Source organism: Delftia sp. WSY_7 (assembly GCF_043104845.1).
Taxonomy (GTDB): Bacteria; Pseudomonadota; Gammaproteobacteria; order Burkholderiales; family Burkholderiaceae_C; genus Comamonas; species Comamonas tsuruhatensis.
In genome coordinates this window covers 96,685-117,285 of sequence record NZ_JBICLB010000054.1, presented here as the reverse complement: position 1 = coordinate 117,285, position 20,601 = coordinate 96,685, and the positions used below count along the sequence as shown (strand labels likewise).

Sequence of the window (20,601 nt, the reverse complement as noted above, 5' to 3'; positions counted from 1 at the left end):
CGCCAACCCAAGCATCCGAAAGCCCAGGGAATGATTTCCGGAAAAACCACCCTCATCGCGCACATCGGCGACCCGACCGAGACCTTCAAGTCGCCCATGATCTACAACCCGTGGTTCGACGGCCGTGGCATAGACGCCTGCGTCGTGCCCATGGGCGTGAAGGCGGCGCATTTCGCGCCGGACTTCGCGGCCATCATGCGTTTCACCAACCTGCGCGGCGCGCTGATCACCATGCCGCACAAGGTGTCCGTGGTGGACCTGGTGCACGAGGTCACGCCCGCCGTGCACATTGCAGGCGCCTGCAATGCCGTGCTGCGGCGCGAGGACGGCTCGCTGCTGGGCGACCAGTTCGACGGCGCGGGCTTTGTGCGCGGCGTGCTGCGCAAGGGCCGGCAGCTGCAGGGCGCGCGGGTGCTGATTTCCGGCGCGGGTGGCGTAGGGTCGGCGATTGCCGCCTCGCTGGCGGCAGCCGGCGTGGGCGAGCTGATGCTGTTCGACACGCGGGATGAGAGCGCGCAGGCCCTGGCAGGGCGGCTCGCTGCCTACTACCCGAGGATGAAGGTGGGCACGGGCTCCAGGGACCCGCAGGGCTTTGACGTGGTCGTCAACGCCACGCCGCTGGGCATGAAGGCCGATGACCCGCTGCCTTTCGATGTGCAGCGCATCGCGCCCACCACCTTTGTGGGCGAGGTGGTGATGAAGTCCGAGTTCACGCCCCTGCTGCGCGCCGTGCGCGACAAGGGCTGCGACTTCCAGGTGGGCACGGACATGCTGTTCGAGATGATTCCCGCCTACCTCGAATTCTTCGGCTTCGGCAGCGCCACGCCCGACGAGCTGCGCGCCACCGCCCACATCTCCTACTGATCCAGCCGACAGACAACCGGCCCTGAATGCGTCCAGGGCAGGGCGCAGCCACGCCCGAAAAAGCATTTTTCACAGAGAAGGAGACAAGACCATGCAACAGCAAATGCACCAGACACCGCGAGTGCCGCAGCGCGGGGCCCTTCGCATCCTGGCCCTGACCGCCGTGCTGGGCGCCTGGGGAGCGGGCGCCCAGGCCCAGTCCTCGGTCACCATCTACGGCAGCGTGGACCAGTACATCAACCACATGCGCAGCAGCTCGGGCGCATCCATGACCACGCTGGAGGACGGTGCCCTGCTGCGCAGCCGCCTGGGCTTTCGCGGGCAGGAAGACCTGGGTGGTGGCCTGTACGCGAAGTTCCAGCTGGAGATGGGCATCAACGCCGACAACGGCACGCAGGCCGACAGCACGCGCGGCTTCGACCGCCAAAGCTGGGTGGGCCTGGGCGGCGGCTGGGGCGAGGTGCGACTGGGCCGGCAGAACACCGTGATCTTCGGGCGCGGCGACTACATCGACTTCACCTCGCGCACGTTGGGATCGATGGTCAACAACTTCGGCGTGCCCTCGCGCTTCGACAACGACATCTCCTACACCTCGCCGCGCATGGCCGGCTTCCTGTTCGAGGCCCACTACGCCATGGCCGAGACCGGTGCTCCAGCGCGCCAGGCCATCTACCAACTGGGCCTGGACTACCTGAACGGCCCCTACCGCGTCGGCTATGCAGGCCTGTATGCGCGTGCGCCGCAGAACGCGGCCTATACCGACGCGGTCCGCTACGACAACCTCTACGCCAACTACGACTACGGCAAGGGCAAGGTCCAGCTGGCCTTTGTGCGGTCCAACAACAGCACGGCAGGCTCGGCGGGCAACAACACGGGCACGGTGCTGGGCAATGTGGGCGGGCTGGTGGCGGGCACGAATGCCGATGTGCGCCGCTTCTACCGCGTCTGGCAACTGTCGGCCGACTACCGCGTGACGCCGCAGCTGCGCGTGGGCGCACTGTGGGGCCGCATACAGGATGGCTCGGACAGCGGGCGCGGCGCATCGGGCGGCGCGGTCGCGGCCTACTACGACCTGTCCAAGCGCACCATGCTCTACGCGGTGGCCGAGCAGTTGAAGAACGACCGCAATGCGGGCTTCCGGCTGGCGGCCTCGGGCGGCATGAAGCCCAACTTCACATCGGCCGACGACGTCAACGGCCGCACCATCAAGGGCGTGCAGCTGGGCGTGCTGCACCGCTTCTGAGGGGCATGCCATGGCACAGCTGCACCCGCTTCGCATTGCCGTGGCCGGCGCCGGCGCGATCGGCCAGGCGCATATCGCCGCCATCGGGGCCCAGGCGGACTGCCGCCTGTCCGCCATCGTGGACCCGGCGCCCGCAGCCCGGGAGCTTGCCCAAAGGGCCGGAGTGCCGCTGTGGCGCGACCTGGGCGAGCTGATCGCCCATGACCGGCCCGACGCCGTGGTGCTGGCCACGCCCAACCGCCTGCATGCCCCGCAGGCGGCGCAGTGCATGCATGCGCGCCTGCCCATCCTGCTGGAAAAGCCCGTCACCTCCACCGTGGCCGAGGCACAGCGCCTGGCCGCGCTGGCCGAGCGCAGCGGCGCCCGCGTGCTGGTGGGCCACCACCGCGCCCACAGCCCGATCATGGCGCGGGCCGCGGCCCTCATTGCCCAGGGGCGGCTGGGCCGCCTGGTGGCCGTGACCGGCGCGGCCCTGTTCTACAAGCCGGACGCCTATTTCGAGGAAGGCCCCTGGCGCCGCGAGGCCGGGGGCGGACCCATCCTGCTCAACATGATCCACGAGGTCCACAACCTGCGCATGCTGTGCGGCGACATCGTGGCCGTGCAGGCCTTTGCCTCGCATGCCACGCGCGGTTTTGCCGTGGAAGACACGGTGGCCATCAATCTGCGCTTTGCCAGCGGTGCGCTGGGCAGCTTTGTGCTTTCGGACACGGCCGCCAGCGCGCGCAGCTGGGAGCAGACCTCGCAGGAGAACAAGGCCTATGCCGGCTATGAGGACGAAGACTGCTACCTGGTGGCGGGCACCTTCGGCTCGCTGGCCATACCGAGCATGCGGCTGAAGACCTATGCATCGGCCGGCCAGCGCTCCTGGAATGAGCCCTTCGACCTGGATGTGGCCGCCGTGGAGCGCGAAGACCCGCTGGTGCGCCAGATGGCGCATTTCGCGCAGGTGGCGCGCGGCCTGGCACAGCCACTGGTCAGCGTGCACGACGGCCTGCGCAACCTGCAGATCACCGAGGCCATTGCAGAGGCTGCCCGCATGGGCGCCGCCATCGACACCACGGCGTGACCCGGGCACCACCGGCGCGCCATCCTCCATCCATGACATCAAGCCACGGAGCCTCCATGAAAAAGATCCTGATGCTGCACGGCATCAACCACAACATGTTCGGCCAGCGCGACCCTGCCCAATACGGCACGGTCACGCTGGCCGAGATCGACGCCTCGCTGCGCAGCCTGGGCAGCCAGCTGGGCTGCGAGGTGGACAGCTTCCAGACCAATTGCGAAGGCGCCATGTGCGATCGCATCCACCAGGGCTTTCGGGACGGCGTCGATGGCGTGCTCATCAACGCCGGCGCCTGGACGCACTACAGCTACGGCATCCGCGACGCGCTGGCCATGCTCACCGTGCCCGTGGTGGAGATCCACATGAGCAACATCCATGCGCGCGAGCCCTTTCGCCACCACTCGGTGTTTGCCGACATCGCCCGGGGCCAGATCTGCGGCTTCGGCGCGGACAGCTATCTGCTGGGCCTGCGGGCCGTGCTGTCCGCCGTCGCATAGGATGCATGGCGCGCAACTGGCCATGTATCGTCCTTCGAACTCCCTCGCTCGACGCGCTGCATGCAGTGACCAGGCTTCATTGAGATGAACTTCGCCGATCCCGGCCCGCGCCGCTCCGTTTCCTTCCTCCTGCTGCTGCCGCTGCTGCTGGCCGCGCAGCCGGTCGCCACCGATGGCTATCTGCCGGCGTTGCCCGAGATCGCGCGCGACCTGGGCTCGGCCAGCAGCAGCCTGACCGTGTTCATGCTGGCGTTCGGTGTCGCCCAGCTGGTGTGCGGGCCGCTGGCCGACCGCTTCGGGCGCCGGCCGGTTCTGCTGACGGGTCTGGCCTGCTACACGGCAGCGGCGGCAGGCTGTGCGCTGGCGGGCAGCGCGGACGCACTGGTGGCCTGGCGCGCCATGCAGGGCGCGGCCATGGCGGCCATCCTGGTGTGCGCACGGGCTGCGGTGCGCGACCTGTATCCGGCCCATGAAGGGCCGCGCATCATGGCCCGCGGCCTCACAGGCCTGGGGCTGGTGGCCCTGGTGGCGCCGATTGCCGGTGCATGGGGAGTCCAGGCCACCGGCTGGCGCTGGGTGCTGGTGGCGATGGGCGTCTACTCGCTGGCTTTGCTGGCACTGTGCTGGCGCACTTTCAGCGAGACGCGGCAAGCGCCGGCGGAGTCTGCCCCGGTCCTCGCATCCGTACCCGTATCCGTATCCGCTGGCGGTGTGCGCCAGGTGATCGCCGACCCCGGCTTTTGCGCCTGGACGGCGCTGGCCGCAGCCACCTACGGCGGCATCTTCTGCTTTTTGCTGCTGTCGCCGATGGTGTACGTCGACCTGTTCGGCCTGTCGCCCGTGCTCTACGGCTGGATTCCAGCGGGCGGCTCGCTGGTCTACATCCTCGGCATCACATGGTGCCGGCGCCTGCTGTCGCGCCACGGGCCGGTGCGCACGGTGCAGCTGGGCGCTTCGCTCAGTCTGCTGGGGCCGTGCATCCAGATCGCCGGCTGCGCGCTGGCGCCGACCTCGCCCTTTCCACTGCTGCTGGGGCACGCGGTGTATGCGTTGGGCCATGGCCTGCACCAGCCTTGCGGCCAGGCGGGCGCGGTGGGTGGCCTGCCGCCGCAACTGGCCGGGCGGGCCGTGTCGTGTTCGGGCTTCGCGATCATGTGCGTGGCCTTCTGCGCCGGCCAGCTGGCGGCGCAATTTGTCGATCCGACGATGCGCCACGGTGCCTGGCCGATGGTGCTGCCCATGGCGCTGGCAGGCGTTGTGCTGGTCCTCATCGCCTTTGTCTGGCTGCCGTGGCTGTACCGGGTGCGGTCAGCGCAAAGGGTTCAGCCCCGGTCATGACACTGTTCATGCATCCGCGCGGTATTCCCCCCGATGCTTCATGAACCGGTGGTAGGACATGCGCAGGTGCAGCTGCATCACCTGGCGTGCCAGCTCGCCATCCCTGGCGCGTACGGCGATCACCAGGTCGCAGTGGTGGTGCAGGCTTTGCACCAGCTCTTCGGGCGTGTAGATGTAGAACGACCGCTTGATGATCGGCATGTCGATCATCGTCGCCAGCATGGTCTTGAGGCGCGGCGAGCCCGATGCCTCGATCAGCGCGTGGTGAAAATCCCGGTTGGCTGACTGCACCTCGCCAATGCCGTCGTGGCCAGCGGCAATGCCGGCCTCCATGCGCTGGTTGCTGGCCTCCAGCTCATTGGCCAGCCCCTCGCCGCCGCGCGTGGCCGCGAGGAACGAGGCGTACGGCTCCAGCAGCATGCGCAGCTGGAAGGTCTCCTCCACATCCCAGTCGCTCCACTCCGACACGCGGATACCCTGGCCCGCGCCATCGGTGGCCAGGCCATCTTCCACCAGGCGGTGCAGCGCATTGCGCACCGGCGTGCGGCTCAGTCCCAGGTCGCGGGCAATAGGCTCCTCCTTGAGCTGTTCGCCGGGTCGGTAGTGGCCGCCGATGAGCCGCTGCCGCAGAACCTCGTACGCCTTGTCTTTCACGTTTTGCACTGTGTTTGCACCAGGTGGGTGGGGATGGTGCGCCGATTCTAGGTGACGACGGAGGGGCTAGCTGCGCTGCGCTTCATCCGAAAAAATACAAAAGAAGTACAAATATCCGCAGTTCTACGGGAAATCTCTATGAGTGGATCGCAGGTGCACTCCATAGACTGCGCTCAATGTTTTAAATTTGTACTTTTATGAAGTTCGCAATACTGGGTGGTGGAATGGTCGGCGCCTGCTACATGCAGGCCTTTGTGGAGCAGGGGCACAGCCTGGTGGGCCTGTGCGACCTGCAGCCCAACGCTGCGGTGGCCGACGCCGTGCAGGCCGCTGGTGCGCAGGTGCATACCGCGCCCGGTGCCTGGCTGGCCGAGGCCGACTTGGTGGTGAGCGCCGTGTTCGGCACCGTGGCGCGCAGCCTGTTCGAGGCCTGCCTGCCCCATCTGCGCGATGGCGTGATCTATGTGGACATGACCACGGCAGACCCGCAGGAGATGCGCGAATGCGGCGAGCTGGCCCGGCGCGTCGCCCAGGGCAGGGCGGTGCACTTCGTGGACGTGGCCATCACCGGCGCGGTCAACCTGGGCGGCAGCAAGACGCCGCTGCTCGTGGCCGGTGGCAAGGCCGGTTTTGTACAGGAATTGTTCTTGCCCCTTGGCGGCTCCGTTCGCGTGGTGGGCGGACAGCCTGGCGATGCCGCCGCGCTCAAGCTCCTGCGCAGCATCTACACCAAGGGGACCGAGGCGCTGGCCGTGGAGTGCCTGGTGACGGCCCAGCAGATGGGCCTGCGCGAGCAGCTGCATGCCGTGCTGCAGGACATCGACGAGACACCGCTGCGCACGCTGATGGAGTCCATGGTGCGCACGCACATCCCGCACTCCGCACGCCGCCGCAACGAGGTGGCCGAGGCCCGGCAGCAGATGGCCCGCAACGGCCTGGCACCCATCGCCTTGCCCGCCGTCGAGGCGCTGTTCGCCGCCACGGCCCGCGCGCATGCGGCCCAGCCGTTCACCGGCACCTCCACCGACGAGGCCATCGATTGGCTGGGCAGCCACGTGCTCGCCAGCCAAGCCTGATCAACGTACCCCTGCGCCAACCGACACCAACAAAGGAGACATCCGCAATGACGACCCCGACCCGACGCCGCCTGGCCCTCGCCGGCCTGCTGGCACTGACCGCTGCCGCCATGGCCCCGGCCCATGCCCAGGGCACCTATCCGCAGCGGCCCATCAGGTTCATCGTGCCCTTTCCGGCCGGCGGCGGCACCGACAACCTCACGCGGCTGGTCGGCACCAAGCTCACCGAGGCCCATGGGTGGGCCATCGTGGTGGAGAACAAGCCCGGTGCCGGTGGCAACCTGGCTCTGGACCAGGTGGCCAAGGCCCCCGCCGACGGCCTGACCCTGGTGATGGCGCAGACCGACAACGTGGTGCTCAACCCGCTGCTGTACTCCAAGCTCACCTACAACCCCGACAAGGACCTGCGCGCCGTGGCCCTGGTCGCAGCCGGCCCGGCCGTGCTCGTGGTGAATGCCGATTCGCCGTACAAGTCCCTGGACGACATCGTCCAGGCGGCGAAGAAGGACCCCGGGCGCCTGAGCTTTGCCACGCCGGGCACCGGCACCATTTCGCACCTCATCAGCGAGGCCTGGCAGAAAAGCTCGAATGTGAAGTTCACCCACGTGCCGTTTCGCGGCATGGCGCAGGCCATGCCCGACCTGCTGGGCGGGCGCATCGACATGTACATGGGCTCCGTCCCCACGCTGCTGTCGCACATCCAGTCGGGCAAGGTGCGCGCCATCGGAGTGACCACCGCGAGCCGCTCCAAGCTGCTGCCCGACGTGCCGACCTACACCGAATCCGGCATCAAGGGCGTGGAGCTGGCCAGCGTGTGGGGCGTGATGGCCCCGGCCGGCACCTCCGACGCCATCGTCAGGCAGCTCAACGAAGCCATCAACAAGGTGGTGAACGCACCCGACACGGCCAGGAAGATCGCCGACTCGGGCGCCGAACTCATCACCGGCACACCGCAGGACATGGCCAGGCTCTACGCCAGCGACCGTGCACGGCTGGCACCCATCGTCAAGAGCTCTGGCACCACGCTCGATTGAGCGGCACGGCTTTCATCCCATCCACTCTGAGTACCACACCATGATCGGTCTTCAAATTCTGAAGCGGCAGCGCGCTGTCAGCCTTGATATTGCCAGGCGCTATCTCGACGTGCCTGTTGCCAACGTCAGCGACTGCATGGCCCGCATGACGGCCGGCGGCGCGCGGTTGCGCCCCATGCACGGCGGCGGGCGCATGGCCGGCCCTGCGTTGACCATCAAGACACGCCCGGGCGACAACCTCATGCTCCACAAGGCACTTCAACTGGCCAGCCCAGGTGACGTGATCGTGGTGGATGCGGGCGGCGACCTCACCAACGCACTCATCGGAGAAATCATGGTGGGAGACGCCATGCGTCGCCAGCTGGGCGGGATCGTGATCAATGGCGCGATCCGGGACGCGGCATGGATTCGTGCTGGCAGCTTCCCGGTATTCGCAGCGGGCGTCACGCACCGCGGACCCTACAAGGACGGCCCGGGCGAGATCAATGTGCCTGTCGCCATCGATGGCATGGTGATCGAGCCCGGTGACCTCATGATTGGCGACGACGATGGCTTGCTGTGCGTACCGCATGCGCAGGCGCAGGCCCTGCTGGATGCAGCACTCGGGAAGCAGGTCGTTGAGGCCAGGATGGTGGCCGACATCGCTGCCGGTACCTACAGCGCGCCATGGATAGACGAGACGCTCAAGCGTCTGGGGTGTCCGATTCAGCCGTAGGGCCGGCGCTGCATCACCCATACAGCACTCATCCAGCACCCATCACCCGTCCGCCTCAGGCCTCGGCCAGCGCCTTCAGATGGCTTTCCAGGCCGCCCGTGCCGCTGGCCGCGTTCACATGGTCGAAGTAGCCGTACCAGCCGCTGGCCTTGATGCCCGCCAGCAGGGCATCGCGCGCGGCGGTATCGGGAAAGCGCCAGATGCCCAGGAAGCGGTGCGGGCTGGCCTGGTCCAGGCCGCGCTCGGTCTCGGCCAGGGCCAGCACCTGCACGCCCATGGCAGCCAGCCCGCCCATGGCGCTGGCAACCCCCTCCAGAAACTGCTGGCGCTGCGCGGCGGGCAGGGCCAGCCAGGCGGGGTTGGGGGAATAGAGCTCGACCAGATAGTGGGACATGGTGTTTCCTTGCATGGGCGCTGTGCGCCGTGGTTGTTGGTGCCATATTGTATGGTGGCTAATCATAAAGTTCCACAACCACGTGCAGCCGGGACCGTCCACCAGGCATTTGCGCATATCCAGATGCGGCAGGCTTGTTTGCGATGGGGTCAGCGCGCTTTGCCCGTGCCGTGACCGCCGTGCACGGCGCCGTCAACGCCATGATCTGCGAGGTGCTGATGGGATGCGCTCGTGCATGAAGTGATTGCCGGGCCTTCGGATTGATGTTCTCAGCAGGCCTCTTCGCTCTTATTTTTTGCAAACAGTGACCCCTGAAAACCGCCCATCTCGGACACGGCGCCTCATTCGCAGCGGACAATCGTCGGGCCAGGAATATGACGGGATTTCGACAGTTCCCGCCGCCTGCTGGCCAGCCAAGGACTACCGCGCATGACAGAAGACCCCCGCCGAGATTCCCCCGCAGATGCCGCCCCCGCCGCCGCCCAGGCGCCGCAGACGGCCCCGCAGCTGCGCATCGGCACCGTCGCCAAGCTCAATCTCGCCGACTTCCAGAACGCCGTGCCCGCGCTGCTGGAGCTGGCCATCGTCAACGAGGGCGAACTGCCGCTGCAGGCGCTGAGCCTGCACCTGGCCTCGGAGCCTGCCTTCATCAAGCCGCGCACCTGGCGCCTGGAGTCGGTGGCCGCGCACAGCACCTATGCGCTGACCGACCTGGATGTGGCGCTGGACGGCGCCTTGCTCTCGCGCCTGACCGAGGCCGAGCCTGCCGTGCTGCGGCTGGAGCTGCGCAGCGGCCAGCCGGCACAGACGGTGCTGGCCCGGCACGAACACCCGCTGGAACTGCTGGCCCGCAACCAGTGGGGCGGCCTGGGGCATTTGCCCGAGATGGTGGTGGCCTTCGTGCAACCCAACGATCCGGCCGTGGACCGCATCCTCAAGGGCGCGGCGCAGGCGCTGGAGGCGGCGGGCAAGTCCGGCGCCATCAACGGCTATGAACAGGGGCCGCAGCGGGCCTGGGAACTGGCCTCGGCCATCTGGACTTCCGTGCTCCAGAAGAAACTCAACTACGCGCTGCCGCCGGCCAGCTTCGAGCATGCGGGCCAGAAGATACGCGGCGCGTCCCAGGTGCTGGATGCGGGCCTGGCCACCTGCCTGGACCTGACGCTGCTGTTCGCCTCCTGCCTGGAGCAGGCGCACCTGAACCCGCTGCTGGTCTTCACGCGCGGCCATGCCTTCGTGGGCCTGTGGCTGGGCAGGCAGGAATTCTCGACCGCCGTGGTCGATGACATCACGGCCGTGCGCAAGCGGCTCAAGCTGCAGGAGCTGGTGGTCTTCGAGACCACGCTGGCCGCGCAAGGCCAGGCCGTGGCCTTCAGCCAGGCCATTGCCCAGGGCGCGCGCCAGCTGGCCGAAGAGCATGAGGACCAGTTCGAGCTGCTGGTGGACGTTCGGCGCGCGCGCATGCAGCGCATCCGCCCGCTGGCGCTGGCCCAGCCGCAGGACGCCGCGCCCGAGGCCGGCGAAGGACAGGCCGAGCCCCGGCTCACCGTGGAGCCGCCGCCCGAACTCCTGGCGCAGGCGCAGACACGCGAAGTGCCCACCTCCCAGCTCGATCCCAAGGACAGGCTGGCGCGCTGGCAGCGCCGGCTGCTGGACCTGTCGCTGCGCAATGCGCTGCTCAACTTCAAGCCCGGCAAGAAATCGCTGCTGCTGCAGGTGGCCGCGCCCGCGCTGGAGGACACGCTGGCCCGGGGCCAGGTGCTCAAGCTGCTGCCCAGCCCCGAGCTCATGCAGGGCAAGGACCCGCGCAGCCAGCCATTGCACGAGGCGCGCAGCCTGGAAGACCTGCGCGGCGCGCACGCCGAAGAGGCGCTGCAGCGGCGCGAGGTCTTCATCGACCTGGAGCCGCTGGAGCTGGACAGCCGCTTTGTGGAGCTGTTTCGCGGCGCGCGCAACGCGCTGCAGGAAGGCGGCGCCAACACCTTGTTCGTGGCCCTGGGCTTTCTGGTCTGGAGCCGGCCCGACAAGCCCGATGTGCGCGTGCGCGCGCCGCTGATCCTGCTGCCCGTCACGCTGGAGCGCAAGAGCGCGCGCTCGGGCTTCACGCTGCAGGCGCATGAGGACGAGCCGCGCTTCAACCCCACGCTGGTCGAGATGCTGCGCCAGGACTTCCAGCTGGAGCTGGGCGTGCCCGCAGGCGACCTGCCGCGCGACGAGGCCGGACTGGACATCACCGGCATCTGGGCCCGCGTGCGCGAGGCGATCAAGGACGTGCGCGGCTGGGAGGTCAGCGAGGACGTGGTGCTGTCCATGTTCTCCTTCGCCAAATACCTGATGTGGAAGGACCTGGCCGAGCGCGCCGACCAGCTGCGCAGCTCGCCCGTGGTCGCCCACCTGATCGACACGCCGCGCGAGCCCTATCGCTCGGAGATCGCCTTTCCCGACACGCGGCGGCTGGACCAGGAGTTCGCGCCGCAGCAGGTCTTCAGCCCGCTGCCGGCCGATTCATCGCAGCTGTCGGCCGTGATGGCCGCTGCGCGCGGCAAGGACTTCGTGCTCATCGGCCCGCCGGGCACGGGCAAGAGCCAGACCATTGCCAACCTGATCGCGCAATGCCTGGCCGAGGACAAGCGCGTGCTCTTCGTGGCCGAGAAAATCGCCGCGCTGGACGTGGTCTACCGCCGCCTGCGCGAAGTGGGCCTGGGCGAGTTCTGCCTGGAGCTGCACTCCAACAAGAGCCGCAAGCTCGACGTGCTGGGCCAGCTGCAGAAATCCTGGGACTCGCATGGCCAGGTGGATGCCGAGGCCTGGGCCGCCAAGGCCAGCCAGCTCGGCCGCCTGCGCGAGCAGCTGTCGGCCTATGTGGAGCGCCTGCACCGGCGCCACGCCAACGGCTGGACCATCTACCGCGCCATTGGCGCCGTGGCCGGTGGCCAGGCGCTGCCGCGCCTGGGATTTCACTGGCCCACGCCCCAGGCCCATGACGAAGCGGGCCTGGCCCTTTTGCGCGAGACTGCGGGCCGCCTGCAGGCCAATGCCCAGGCCGTGGGCGCGCAGCATCTGAAGGACGGGCCGCTGGCCACGGTGCAGGCCAGCGACTGGTCCGTGCGCTGGCAGCAGCAGATGGTGGATGCCGCCCAGGCCCTGCACGATGCAGGCCAGGGCTTTGCCGAGGCGGCGCAGCAGCTGGGCCGGCTGCTGCGCATCGAGTGGCCGGCGCTGGGGCGCCAGGCGCGCTCGGCGCTGGGCGTGATCGCGCGCGCGCTGCCTGCGGCCGCAGGCCGCAACCTGGCTTTCTGCGTGCTGCCTGACGGCACGCGCATTGGCGAATCCCTGCAATCGGGCCTGCAGCTGCTGGCGCAGCACGGTGATCTGTCCGCACAGATGCTGGCGCCCTGGCCGGCCGAGCTGCAGGCGCGCCTGGCCCAGGCGCTGGACCTGCTGGCGCAGCGCCGGCGCCTGCAGGCCGGGCTGGGCACGCCCTGGCCTGTGGCCCTGGGCGACGAGCTGGAGCGCGGCCTGCAGTGCATCGACGAGATCGCGGCGCTGCGCCAGGGCCTGTCCGTCAAGTACGGCGCGGGCGTGGGCCAGCTCAATGTCTCGCAGCTGCAGCGCGAATGGGCCAGGGCCGGCAAGTCCTTGTGGCCGCTGTCCTGGCTGGGCCGGCGCAAGGTGCGCGCGGCGCTGGAGGCCACCATCGAAGGCGCGGGCGAGCCGCGCGTGGCCGATGACCTGGCCGCCCTGGTGTGCATCCGGGGCCTGCGCGAGGAACTGGACCAGATCCAGCCCGGGGCCGCAGCCGACGGCCTGTGGGCCGGATACCGCACGCGCACCGACCATGCGCGCAGCGCCTTGAAGGCCAATGCGGCCCTGCTGGCCGCGCGCGCGCAGAAATCCTTCTCGCTCGATGGACTGGAGGCCGTGGCCGAAGGCCATGGCGGCGAGCGCTGGGCGGCCGAAGTGCAGCGCCTGCAGGCCCTGTACCAGATCGACCGCCAGCTCGATGGCTACCTGCCGCTGGCCGATGCCAGCCACGGCCTGTGGCGCGGCCTGGAAACCGATACCCAGGCCTTGCAGGACGCGCTGGCCTTCGAGCGCGAGCGCCTGCAACTGACGCGGCGCGGCGGCCTGATGGCATCGCACGCCGCCGTGGCCCAGGGCCGCTGTGGCGCGGCGCTGCAGCAGGCCCATGCGCAGCTGGCGGCCCGCAGCGCCATCGAGGAACAACTGCTGGCGCTGGACGAGCTGCGCTTGCGCTGCCCCGGCGTCTGGGACGGCCTGGACACGCGCCCGCAAGCCGTGGAGCATGCGCTGCGCCTGCAGGGATCGCTGCAGGCAGGGCTGACCGGGCTGGGCTGGCAGGAGGCCGAGCTGGCCCAGGCACGCCAGGCCCTGCACCAGGTGCTGGCCTTGCGCAGCGCCGAGCTGGGCGAGGGCGCCGCGGTCGGCATGGCCTGCCAGCAGTTGCTGGACAGCCTGGCCGGCCTGCACGCAGCCATAGACCCCTTCGGCGCGGCGGCAGCCCATGGCGAGTCGCAGCAGCGTGCCCTGGCCCAGCGCACGGCCGAGCAGCTGGCGGCCACGGCGGGCGGCGTGCTGGCCGGGCAGGGCGGCCTGCATGCCTGGTGCGCCTGGCGCAATGCCCAGGCCGCGGCCCGCGCGGGCGGGCTGGGTGCGCTGGCCGACGCCATCGAGTCCGGCAGCCTGGAACCGGCCCAGGCGCCCCAGGCCTTCGAGGTCAACTACGCGCGCTGGTGGCTGGCGCTGGCCGTGGACGAGGACGAGGTGCTCAAGCGCTTCGTCTCTGCCGAGCATGAGCGGCGCATTGCCGACTTCCGCGCGCTGGACGATGAATTCACCTCGGTCACGCGCCAGTGGATACGTGCGCGGCTGTGCGCGGGCCTGCCGTCGGCCGACAGCATCCAGCGCAACAGCGAGTGGGGCATCCTGCGGCGCGAGATCACCAAGAAGCGCCAGCACCTGCCGCTGCGCCAGCTGCTGGAGCAGATCCCCTCGGCCGTGCTGCGCCTGACGCCCTGCCTGCTGATGAGCCCGCTGTCCATTGCCCAGTACCTGAGCGCCGAGACCAGCAACTTCGACATCGTCATCTTCGACGAGGCCTCGCAGATTCCCGTCTGGGACGCCATCGGCGCCATGGCGCGTGCCAGGCAGGTGGTGATGGTGGGCGACCCCAAGCAACTGCCGCCCACCAGCTTCTTCGGCCGCGCCGACACCTCCGACACCTTCGACGACGACACGCAGGGCGTGGAAAGCGACATGGAAAGCATCCTGGACGAATGCCTGGGCGCCAGCCTGCCCACGCGCAACCTGTCGTGGCACTACCGCTCGCGCCATGAAAGCCTGATCGCCTTCAGCAACCACCGCTACTACGGCGGCGGGCTGGTGACCTTTCCCTCGCCCGTCACCGATGACCGCGCCGTCAGCTTCCACGCCGTGCAGGGCCGCTATGAAAAAGGTGGCGCCCGCATCAACCAGCCCGAGGCCAAGGCCCTCGTGGCCGACCTGGTGGCGCGGCTGAAGTCGCCGGGGTTTGCGCAGTCGGGAGCCACCATCGGCGTGGTCACCTTCAACTCCGAGCAGCAAAGCCTGATCGAGGATTTGCTGGACGAGGAGCGCCGCAAGGACCCGGGGCTGGAGCCGTTTTTCTCCGATGCGCTGCTGGAGCCCGTCTTCGTCAAGAACCTGGAAAGCGTGCAGGGCGACGAGCGGGACATCATGTACTTTTCCATCACCTACGGGCCCGATATCTCGGGCGCCGTGTCCATGAACTTCGGCCCGCTCAACCGCGACGGCGGCGAGCGGCGGCTGAACGTGGCGGTGACGCGCGCGCGGCAGGAGCTGCGCATCTTCTCCAGCCTGCGCGGCGAGCAGATGGACCTGTCGCGCACCCAGGCGGCGGGCGTGCGCGACCTCAAGCACTTCCTGGAATTTGCCGAGCGCGGCCCGCGCGCGCTGGCCGAGTCGCACCATGGCAGCCAGGGCGATTTCGACAGCCCCTTCGAGGCCAGCGTGGCCCAGGCGCTGGAGCGCAAGGGCTGGCGCGTGCACACGCAGATCGGCGCGTCCTCATTCCGTGTGGACCTGGGCGTGGTGCACCCGGACCATGCGGGCAGCTACCTGGCGGGCGTGGAGTGCGACGGCGCCACCTACCACCGCTCGGCCACGGCGCGCGACCGCGACAAGCTGCGCGAGCAGGTGCTGCGCGGCCTGGGCTGGCAGATACTGCGCATCTGGTCCACGGACTGGTGGGTCAACCCGGGCGGCACGCTGGAGCGCATCCACGCGGCGCTGACCGCGCTGCTGGAGCAGGACCGGCGCAAGCGTGCGGCCGAGGTTGTTGAGGTTGCCGAGGTGCCGCAGGCGGCTGCAGTCGCCGGGGCAGAGCCAGCGCCAGAGACGCCTGAGGCGTCCGAGTCCTCCGAGGCCTCCGCGTCCTCTGAGTGGCCCGAGGCATCCGTGGAGGATGGCGAGGCGCAGAAGGCTTGAGGAAACGGGTCTTGAGAAGACGGGGCGTGAGAACGCCGGCAGCCCGCTGCCGGCCGCCGCTCAGTACAGATCCGGCACGTACATGTGCTGGGGAACGGGGTTGCGTGTGTATTCGGGATTGCGCGTGCGCTCGGGCAGCACGATGGCCGGGTGCTCTATCTCCTCGTAGGGCAACTGCGTCAGCAGGTGGGAGATGCAGTTGAGCCGGGCCTTCTTCTTGTCCACGGCCTGCACCAGCCACCAGGGCGCCTCGGCGATGTGGGTGCGCTCCAGCATGGCTTCCTTGGCCTTGGTGTAGTCCTCCCAGCGGCGGCGGCTCTCGAAGTCCATGGGGCTGAGCTTCCACTGCTTGAGCGGGTCGTGCACGCGGCCCAGAAAGCGCAGGTGCTGCTCCTCGTCGGTGATGGAGAACCAGTACTTCACCAGCGTGATGCCCGAGCGCACCAGCATCTTCTCGAACTCGGGCACGGAGCGGAAGAACTCCTCGTACTCCTCGTCGGAGCAAAAGCCCATCACGCGCTCCACGCCCGCGCGGTTGTACCAGCTGCGGTCGAAGAGAACGATCTCGCCACCCGCAGGCAGGTGGGAGACATAGCGCTGGAAGTACCACTGCGTGCGCTCGCGGTCGTTGGGCGCGGGCAGGGCGGCCACGCGGCACACGCGAGGGTTCAGGCGCTGGGTGATGCGCTTGATCACGCCGCCCTTGCCGGCCGCATCGCGGCCCTCGAAGAGGATGACCACCTTTTTCCTGTGGTGCTGCACCCAGTCCTGCAGCTTGACCAGCTCGCCCTGCAGGCGCAGCAGCTCGCGGAAGTAGGTCTGGCGGCTCACGGTGTCGGCACCGTCCAGATCGTCGCCACCGCTGCCCAGGCGGGCGTCGTCTATCTCCATCTCCAGTCCTTCGTCGTAGCTGTCGAGCAGATCGCGTTCGATGCGCTGCATCAGCGAATCATGGTGGTCGGGCAGAAGTTCGTCGTACATGGTGGGGAATCCGGGCGTCCAGGAGTTGGCGCCTGGGATGGTGGCGTGGATGTGTGACGCGGCTGTGACGGTGTGGCTGGGTGAATACCCTGGCACCGCTCGCCTTCCCGCCGCCTACAGCCACCCCGCCTTGCGGAACTTGTAGTAAAGCAGGCCGCAAACACCCAGCACGAACAGCAGTGCGGCCGGATAGCCGTATTGCCACTTCAGTTCGGGCATGTTCTCGAAGTTCATGCCCCAGACGCCGAAAAAGGCCGTGCAGATGGCGAAGATACTGGCCCAGGCTGCCAGCCGCTTGGTGACTTCGTTTTCCTCGATGGACACCATGGACAGGTTCACCTGGATGGCCGTGCCCACGGTGTCGCGCATGGTGTCGATCTGGGCGTTGATGCGGCCCAGGTGATCCATCACATCGCGGAAGTAGTCCCTGGAGCCCACGCAGATCTGGGGGACGCGCCCGCCGTTGAGCTTGCCCACGGCTTCCAGCAGGGGGGCCACGGCGTGCTTGAGGTCCATGGCGCGGCCCTTGAGTTCATACAGCTGCTTGATGTTGTCGCGCGCCGCGCCCTTGGTGAAGATCTGCTGCTCGATCTGCTCCAGCTCCACCTCCAGCGCGTCGATGATGGGAAAGTAGCGGTCCACCACCGCATCCATCAGCGCATACAGCACAAAGCCCGAGCCATGGCGCAGCAGCTCGGGCTCGCTCTCGCAGCGCTCGCGCACGCCCAGGAAACCGCGCTTGCTGCGGTTGCGCACCGACAGCACGTAGTTGGAGCCCACGAAGACATCGACCTCGCCGTGGTTGAAGTGGCCGGGCCGCTCGGGCTCGGGCTCCAGCAGGTGCATCACGGCAAACAGCGAGCTGCCGTACTCCTCCAGCTTGGGCCGCTGGTGGCCGTGCAGCGCATCCTCCACGGCCAGGGCGTGCAGGCCGAACTCCTGGCGCATCTCCTCCAGCTCGGCCGGCGTGGCGTCCGCCAGCGCCACCCAGACGAAGCAGCCGGGCCGCTCTATGTAGTTGCTGATGTCGGCGACGGGAATGTCCGCCAGCTTGGCCCCGTTTTCGTAGGCAACGCAGTTGATCAGCATGGGAGGTCCCTCGGTAATTCTGGTGCTGGTGATCCTGCCATAACGGGGGAGGGGGAAAAGCCAGTGCCCAAGCTGCCATCGAAACCGCCAGCAGCCCGGGTTTGCGCACCTGGTAACAATACGTGTATAACCTGTCACAACCTGCTGGGCGCCGCCCGGCGCTTGCGAGCCAAGGACTCAGATGATCTTTCGCCAGTGGGGAATCGCGTTGGGTGCGTTGGGCCTGTCGGCCTTGAGCGGTGTATCTGCAGCCGGTGTGCTGGACAAGATCCAGGCCGGTGGCGCGCTGGTGATTGCGCACCGGGAATCGTCGGTTCCCTTCTCCTACATCGACACCCGCAGCGGCAAGCCCGTCGGTTATGCGCTGGATCTGTGCCTTCGCCTGGCCGAGGCGGTGCGCAAGCAGACAGGCAGGGGGGACATGAAGGTGGAGTTCCTGATGGTCACGCCCGCCAATCGCATGGCCGTGATCGAGCAGGGCAAGGCCGACATGGAGTGCGGCTCGACCACGAACAACGCGCAGCGGCGCCAGACCGTGGCGTTCACGGTTCCCCATTTCATCACCGGCGCCCGGATGCTCGTGAAGGCCGACAGCACCATCAACGCGATGGAGGATCTCAAGGGCAAAAAGCTGGTTTCCACCAAGGGCACCAGCCCGATGGCCCTGGTGACGCAGGCCAACAGGCAGCGCCTGATGGGCATCACCATTGTGGAGGCCCCCGATCACGCGAGGGCCCTGGAGATGGTGGAGAACGGCGAAGCCGACGCGTTCGTGATGGATGACGTGCTTCTCAACGGGCTGGCCGCTGCACGGCCTGATCCACGTGCCTTGAAGGTGGTGGGCAAGTTCCTGTCCACCGAACCCCTGGCGATCATGCTGCCGAAGGCCGATACCGCGTTCAAGAAACTGGTCGATGAAGAGATGAAGCGGATCATCACCAGCCGCGAAATCCACCCCATCTACGAGAAGTGGTTCCTGCAGCCGATTCCACCCAGCTCCACGAATCTGAACCTGCCGATCAGCTACCTGCTGCGCGACTTCTGGAAGTACCCCACGGCGGACATTCTGCTGTAGGCCCGTGCAGGCGCGGCGCCGGATTTGTCGAGCCGCCAGCGCTTGCCCGCTTGCCCCGTTCGACGGGCGGCTGCGGCGCCGGGCAGATTCAGCCGAACACGGGGCGCATGAAGCTGCGCTCGTAGCTGAGGATGCAGCGCGTGTCCTCCGCGTAGCGGAAGGCCGCCTGGCATTCGGGGTCCTGCATGGACTTGATGCGGTACTCCTCGTACAGCGCCATGCTGGGAAAGCTGAACATGGCCAGCGCCACATTGTTGGCACCTTCGGACGGCAGGAAGTAGCCGTGGTGCTTGCCGCCGAACTTCTCGACCAGCGGAATCCAGGTCTTGCCGTAGTGCTCGAATTCCTTGGCCTTGAACGGGTCGATGATGTAGCGCAGGTAGCAGGTGATCATGGGGATGGAAGAAGGGGAGGAAAGGAAAGGGGAGGCAGGGAGGGCAGAGCCGGCTCTAGAGTTTGAACGAAGCCGTCAGGCGCGACAGCTTCTCCGATTCTTCCTGCAGCACCTGGGTGGCAGCCGAGGACTGCTCGACCAGGGCGGCGTTTTGCTGGGTCACGCGGTCCATGTCGGTCACGGCATGGCCCACCTGCTCGATGCCGCTGCTTTGCTCGCGGCTGGCCGAGGCGATTTCGGTCACGATGCCCGTGATGTTGCGCACCGTGGTGACCACCTCGCGCATGGTCTGGCCGGCCTGGTCCACCAGGGTGGCGCCGGCGTCCACGCTGTCCACCGAGGTCTGGATCAGCGTCTTGATCTCGCGCGCGGCCGAGGCGCTGCGCTGTGCCAGCGTGCGCACCTCGCCCGCCACCACGGCAAAGCCGCGCCCGTGCTCGCCCGCGCGCGCCGCTTCCACGGCCGCATTCAGCGCGAGGATATTGGTCTGGAAGGCAATGCCGTCGATCACGCCGATGATGTCCACCACGCGGCGCGAGGAGCTGTTGATCTCGCCCATGGTGGCCACCACCTGGTCCACCACGGAGCCGCCGCGCTCGGCCACGGAACAGGCGCCCGAGGCGATCTGGCTGGCGTGCTGGGCGTTCTCGGCGTTCTGGTGCACGGTGGCCGTGAGCTGCTCCATGGAGGCGGCGGTTTCTTCCAGCGAACTGGCCTGGCGCTCCGTGCGCTGCGACAGGTCCACGCTGCCCGTGGCGATCTCGCCGGCCGAGCGGTGGATGACGCCGGCCGTGTCATGGATGCGTGTCACCAGCTGGCGCAGCTGCTCGCTCATGCGCTGCACGGCGGCGATCACGCTGCCTTCGGGGGCCTGGGCTGCGCCCGCCAGCCCCGACTGCGACAGGTCGCCCGAGGCGATGCGGTTGGCAATCTCGGCCGCCACCGCCGGCTCGCCGCCAATGGCATTGAGCACGCTGCGCGTGGCCAGCCACGCAATCAGGGACAGCAGTGCGCCCAGCACGGCCAGCGCCGCCACCGACTTGGTGATGGTGGCGACAAAGGCCTGCTGGATGTCGTCCACATAGTCGCCAGCGATCAGGTCCCAGTTCCAGGCCGTGGAGCGCCTGGCATAGGCCAGCTTCTCGCTGGGCTCCTTGGCGCCGGGGCGGGGCCACCAGTACGTGAGGTAGCCGCTGCCCTGGGCCGATGCGCCCACGGCGGCAATGTTGCGGTACAGGTAGTTGCCCTTGGCATCCTGGAAGCCGCCCATGTTCTTGCCGTTGATGCCCGGGCTTGCGGGATTGTTCAGCACCACGGAATCCGTGGTGATGCTGGTGATGTAGCCTGCGCCGCCTGCATAGCGCAACTGGCCCACGCGGGCAATGGCGGTGGCCTTGGCTTCTTCCTCTGTCAGCTTGCCGGCCTTGGCCTCGGCGGCAATCGCCGCAATCAGGCTGTCGCCCGCATCGACGAAGTCGCGCAGCGCCTGCTGCCGGGCCTCGTAGGCCTTGTCGCGTGCCTGGTAGGCGTTGAAGAGGGTGAGCGCAAGCAGCGCGAGAAGGCAGAAAACCAGCGGTGCCAGCAGTTTCTGGCGAAGGGACAGGGCGGGCATGGTCGGGGAGTGCAGCAGTAGGCCAGGAACGCCACAATGCTACAGAAACTTACGGCATGGTT

The 20,601-nt window shown here is 68.1% G+C and carries 16 protein-coding genes; 10 read left to right on the top strand and 6 right to left on the bottom strand.

Annotated elements, in window-relative coordinates:
* Positions 1-30: 30 nt before the first annotated feature.
* The 5 genes from ACF8ME_RS26535 (at position 31) to ACF8ME_RS26515 (ending at position 5,008) form a co-directional block, all read left to right on the top strand.
* Positions 31-864, top strand: a complete 834-nt coding sequence (locus ACF8ME_RS26535; RefSeq protein ID WP_099751514.1) for a shikimate dehydrogenase — start codon at positions 31-33, stop codon at positions 862-864.
* 91 nt (positions 865-955) lie between these two features.
* On the top strand, positions 956-2,107 hold the full coding sequence (locus ACF8ME_RS26530) for a porin (RefSeq protein WP_063325663.1): 1,152 nt from the start codon (positions 956-958) through the stop codon (positions 2,105-2,107).
* Positions 2,108-2,117: 10 nt separating this feature from the next.
* Positions 2,118-3,176: a Gfo/Idh/MocA family protein gene (locus ACF8ME_RS26525; RefSeq protein WP_392418958.1), complete on the top strand. Its 1,059-nt coding sequence runs from the start codon at positions 2,118-2,120 to the stop codon at positions 3,174-3,176.
* A gap of 56 nt (positions 3,177-3,232) precedes the next feature.
* Positions 3,233-3,670 (top strand): type II 3-dehydroquinate dehydratase, encoded by a 438-nt coding sequence (gene aroQ, locus ACF8ME_RS26520; RefSeq protein WP_016451445.1) that lies wholly within the window; start codon positions 3,233-3,235, stop codon positions 3,668-3,670.
* An 84-nt stretch (positions 3,671-3,754) separates the two neighbouring features.
* Positions 3,755-5,008, top strand: coding sequence for an MFS transporter (locus ACF8ME_RS26515; protein ID WP_392418956.1), 1,254 nt, complete (start codon positions 3,755-3,757; stop codon positions 5,006-5,008).
* Between the two features lie 6 nt (positions 5,009-5,014).
* Here ACF8ME_RS26515 and ACF8ME_RS26510 read toward each other — a convergent pair whose 3' ends face one another.
* Positions 5,015-5,671, bottom strand: a complete 657-nt coding sequence (locus tag ACF8ME_RS26510) for a GntR family transcriptional regulator (protein ID WP_088164349.1) — start codon at positions 5,669-5,671, stop codon at positions 5,015-5,017.
* A 188-nt stretch (positions 5,672-5,859) separates the two neighbouring features.
* Between ACF8ME_RS26510 and ACF8ME_RS26505 the strand changes: the two genes are divergently transcribed.
* From ACF8ME_RS26505 to ACF8ME_RS26495, 3 genes are read left to right on the top strand one after another with little or no spacing between them, the layout of a single operon-like run.
* Positions 5,860-6,738, top strand: a complete 879-nt coding sequence (locus tag ACF8ME_RS26505; RefSeq protein WP_392418954.1) for an NAD(P)-binding domain-containing protein — start codon at positions 5,860-5,862, stop codon at positions 6,736-6,738.
* 47 nt (positions 6,739-6,785) lie between these two features.
* Positions 6,786-7,772 (top strand): Bug family tripartite tricarboxylate transporter substrate binding protein, encoded by a 987-nt coding sequence (locus tag ACF8ME_RS26500; protein ID WP_373800755.1) that lies wholly within the window; start codon positions 6,786-6,788, stop codon positions 7,770-7,772.
* Between the two features lie 40 nt (positions 7,773-7,812).
* Positions 7,813-8,487 carry an RraA family protein gene (locus ACF8ME_RS26495; protein ID WP_392418952.1) on the top strand — a complete coding sequence of 225 codons (675 nt, stop codon included), beginning with the start codon at positions 7,813-7,815 and terminating at the stop codon, positions 8,485-8,487.
* Between the two features lie 55 nt (positions 8,488-8,542).
* Here the strand turns inward: ACF8ME_RS26495 and ACF8ME_RS26490 are convergent, their stop codons facing one another.
* Positions 8,543-8,881: a DUF6616 family protein gene (locus ACF8ME_RS26490; RefSeq protein WP_141831413.1), complete on the bottom strand. Its 339-nt coding sequence runs from the start codon at positions 8,879-8,881 to the stop codon at positions 8,543-8,545.
* Between the two features lie 429 nt (positions 8,882-9,310).
* On the opposite strand from ACF8ME_RS26490, the gene ACF8ME_RS26485 reads away from it, so the two are divergent.
* Complete coding sequence (locus tag ACF8ME_RS26485) at positions 9,311-15,388, top strand: DUF4011 domain-containing protein (protein ID WP_392418951.1); 6,078 nt, start codon at positions 9,311-9,313, stop codon at positions 15,386-15,388.
* A gap of 60 nt (positions 15,389-15,448) precedes the next feature.
* Here the strand turns inward: ACF8ME_RS26485 and ppk2 are convergent, their stop codons facing one another.
* Positions 15,449-16,369 carry a polyphosphate kinase 2 gene (gene ppk2, locus ACF8ME_RS26480; RefSeq protein ID WP_392418949.1) on the bottom strand — a complete coding sequence of 307 codons (921 nt, stop codon included), beginning with the start codon at positions 16,367-16,369 and terminating at the stop codon, positions 15,449-15,451.
* Positions 16,370-16,483: 114 nt separating this feature from the next.
* Positions 16,484-17,458: a magnesium/cobalt transporter CorA gene (gene corA, locus ACF8ME_RS26475; protein WP_012206223.1), complete on the bottom strand. Its 975-nt coding sequence runs from the start codon at positions 17,456-17,458 to the stop codon at positions 16,484-16,486.
* Positions 17,459-17,639: 181 nt separating this feature from the next.
* Between corA and ACF8ME_RS26470 the strand changes: the two genes are divergently transcribed.
* Positions 17,640-18,533: an amino acid ABC transporter substrate-binding protein gene (locus tag ACF8ME_RS26470; RefSeq protein WP_392418947.1), complete on the top strand. Its 894-nt coding sequence runs from the start codon at positions 17,640-17,642 to the stop codon at positions 18,531-18,533.
* An 88-nt stretch (positions 18,534-18,621) separates the two neighbouring features.
* Here ACF8ME_RS26470 and ACF8ME_RS26465 read toward each other — a convergent pair whose 3' ends face one another.
* Both ACF8ME_RS26465 and ACF8ME_RS26460 read right to left on the bottom strand, forming a co-directional pair.
* A complete protein-coding gene (locus ACF8ME_RS26465) occupies positions 18,622-18,927 on the bottom strand; it encodes an NIPSNAP family protein (protein WP_016446410.1) in 306 nt (101 codons plus the stop codon).
* Between the two features lie 55 nt (positions 18,928-18,982).
* Positions 18,983-20,539 carry a methyl-accepting chemotaxis protein gene (locus ACF8ME_RS26460; protein ID WP_047327521.1) on the bottom strand — a complete coding sequence of 519 codons (1,557 nt, stop codon included), beginning with the start codon at positions 20,537-20,539 and terminating at the stop codon, positions 18,983-18,985.
* Between the last annotated feature and the right edge of the window lie 62 nt (positions 20,540-20,601).

What these genes read in the sequence shown, in the direction of transcription:
- ACF8ME_RS26535 (WP_099751514.1), top strand. Translation starts at nt 31, where the DNA reads ATGATTTCCGGAAAAACCACCCTCATCGCGCACATCGGCGACCCGACC.
- ACF8ME_RS26530 (WP_063325663.1), top strand. Translation starts at nt 956, where the DNA reads ATGCAACAGCAAATGCACCAGACACCGCGAGTGCCGCAGCGCGGGGCC.
- ACF8ME_RS26525 (WP_392418958.1), top strand. Translation starts at nt 2,118, where the DNA reads ATGGCACAGCTGCACCCGCTTCGCATTGCCGTGGCCGGCGCCGGCGCG.
- aroQ (WP_016451445.1), top strand. Translation starts at nt 3,233, where the DNA reads ATGAAAAAGATCCTGATGCTGCACGGCATCAACCACAACATGTTCGGC.
- ACF8ME_RS26515 (WP_392418956.1), top strand. Translation starts at nt 3,755, where the DNA reads ATGAACTTCGCCGATCCCGGCCCGCGCCGCTCCGTTTCCTTCCTCCTG.
- ACF8ME_RS26505 (WP_392418954.1), top strand. Translation starts at nt 5,860, where the DNA reads ATGAAGTTCGCAATACTGGGTGGTGGAATGGTCGGCGCCTGCTACATG.
- ACF8ME_RS26500 (WP_373800755.1), top strand. Translation starts at nt 6,786, where the DNA reads ATGACGACCCCGACCCGACGCCGCCTGGCCCTCGCCGGCCTGCTGGCA.
- ACF8ME_RS26495 (WP_392418952.1), top strand. Translation starts at nt 7,813, where the DNA reads ATGATCGGTCTTCAAATTCTGAAGCGGCAGCGCGCTGTCAGCCTTGAT.
- ACF8ME_RS26490 (WP_141831413.1), bottom strand. Translation starts at nt 8,881, where the DNA reads ATGTCCCACTATCTGGTCGAGCTCTATTCCCCCAACCCCGCCTGGCTG.
- ACF8ME_RS26485 (WP_392418951.1), top strand. Translation starts at nt 9,311, where the DNA reads ATGACAGAAGACCCCCGCCGAGATTCCCCCGCAGATGCCGCCCCCGCC.
- ppk2 (WP_392418949.1), bottom strand. Translation starts at nt 16,369, where the DNA reads ATGTACGACGAACTTCTGCCCGACCACCATGATTCGCTGATGCAGCGC.
- corA (WP_012206223.1), bottom strand. Translation starts at nt 17,458, where the DNA reads ATGCTGATCAACTGCGTTGCCTACGAAAACGGGGCCAAGCTGGCGGAC.
- ACF8ME_RS26470 (WP_392418947.1), top strand. Translation starts at nt 17,640, where the DNA reads ATGATCTTTCGCCAGTGGGGAATCGCGTTGGGTGCGTTGGGCCTGTCG.
- ACF8ME_RS26465 (WP_016446410.1), bottom strand. Translation starts at nt 18,927, where the DNA reads ATGATCACCTGCTACCTGCGCTACATCATCGACCCGTTCAAGGCCAAG.
- ACF8ME_RS26460 (WP_047327521.1), bottom strand. Translation starts at nt 20,539, where the DNA reads ATGCCCGCCCTGTCCCTTCGCCAGAAACTGCTGGCACCGCTGGTTTTC.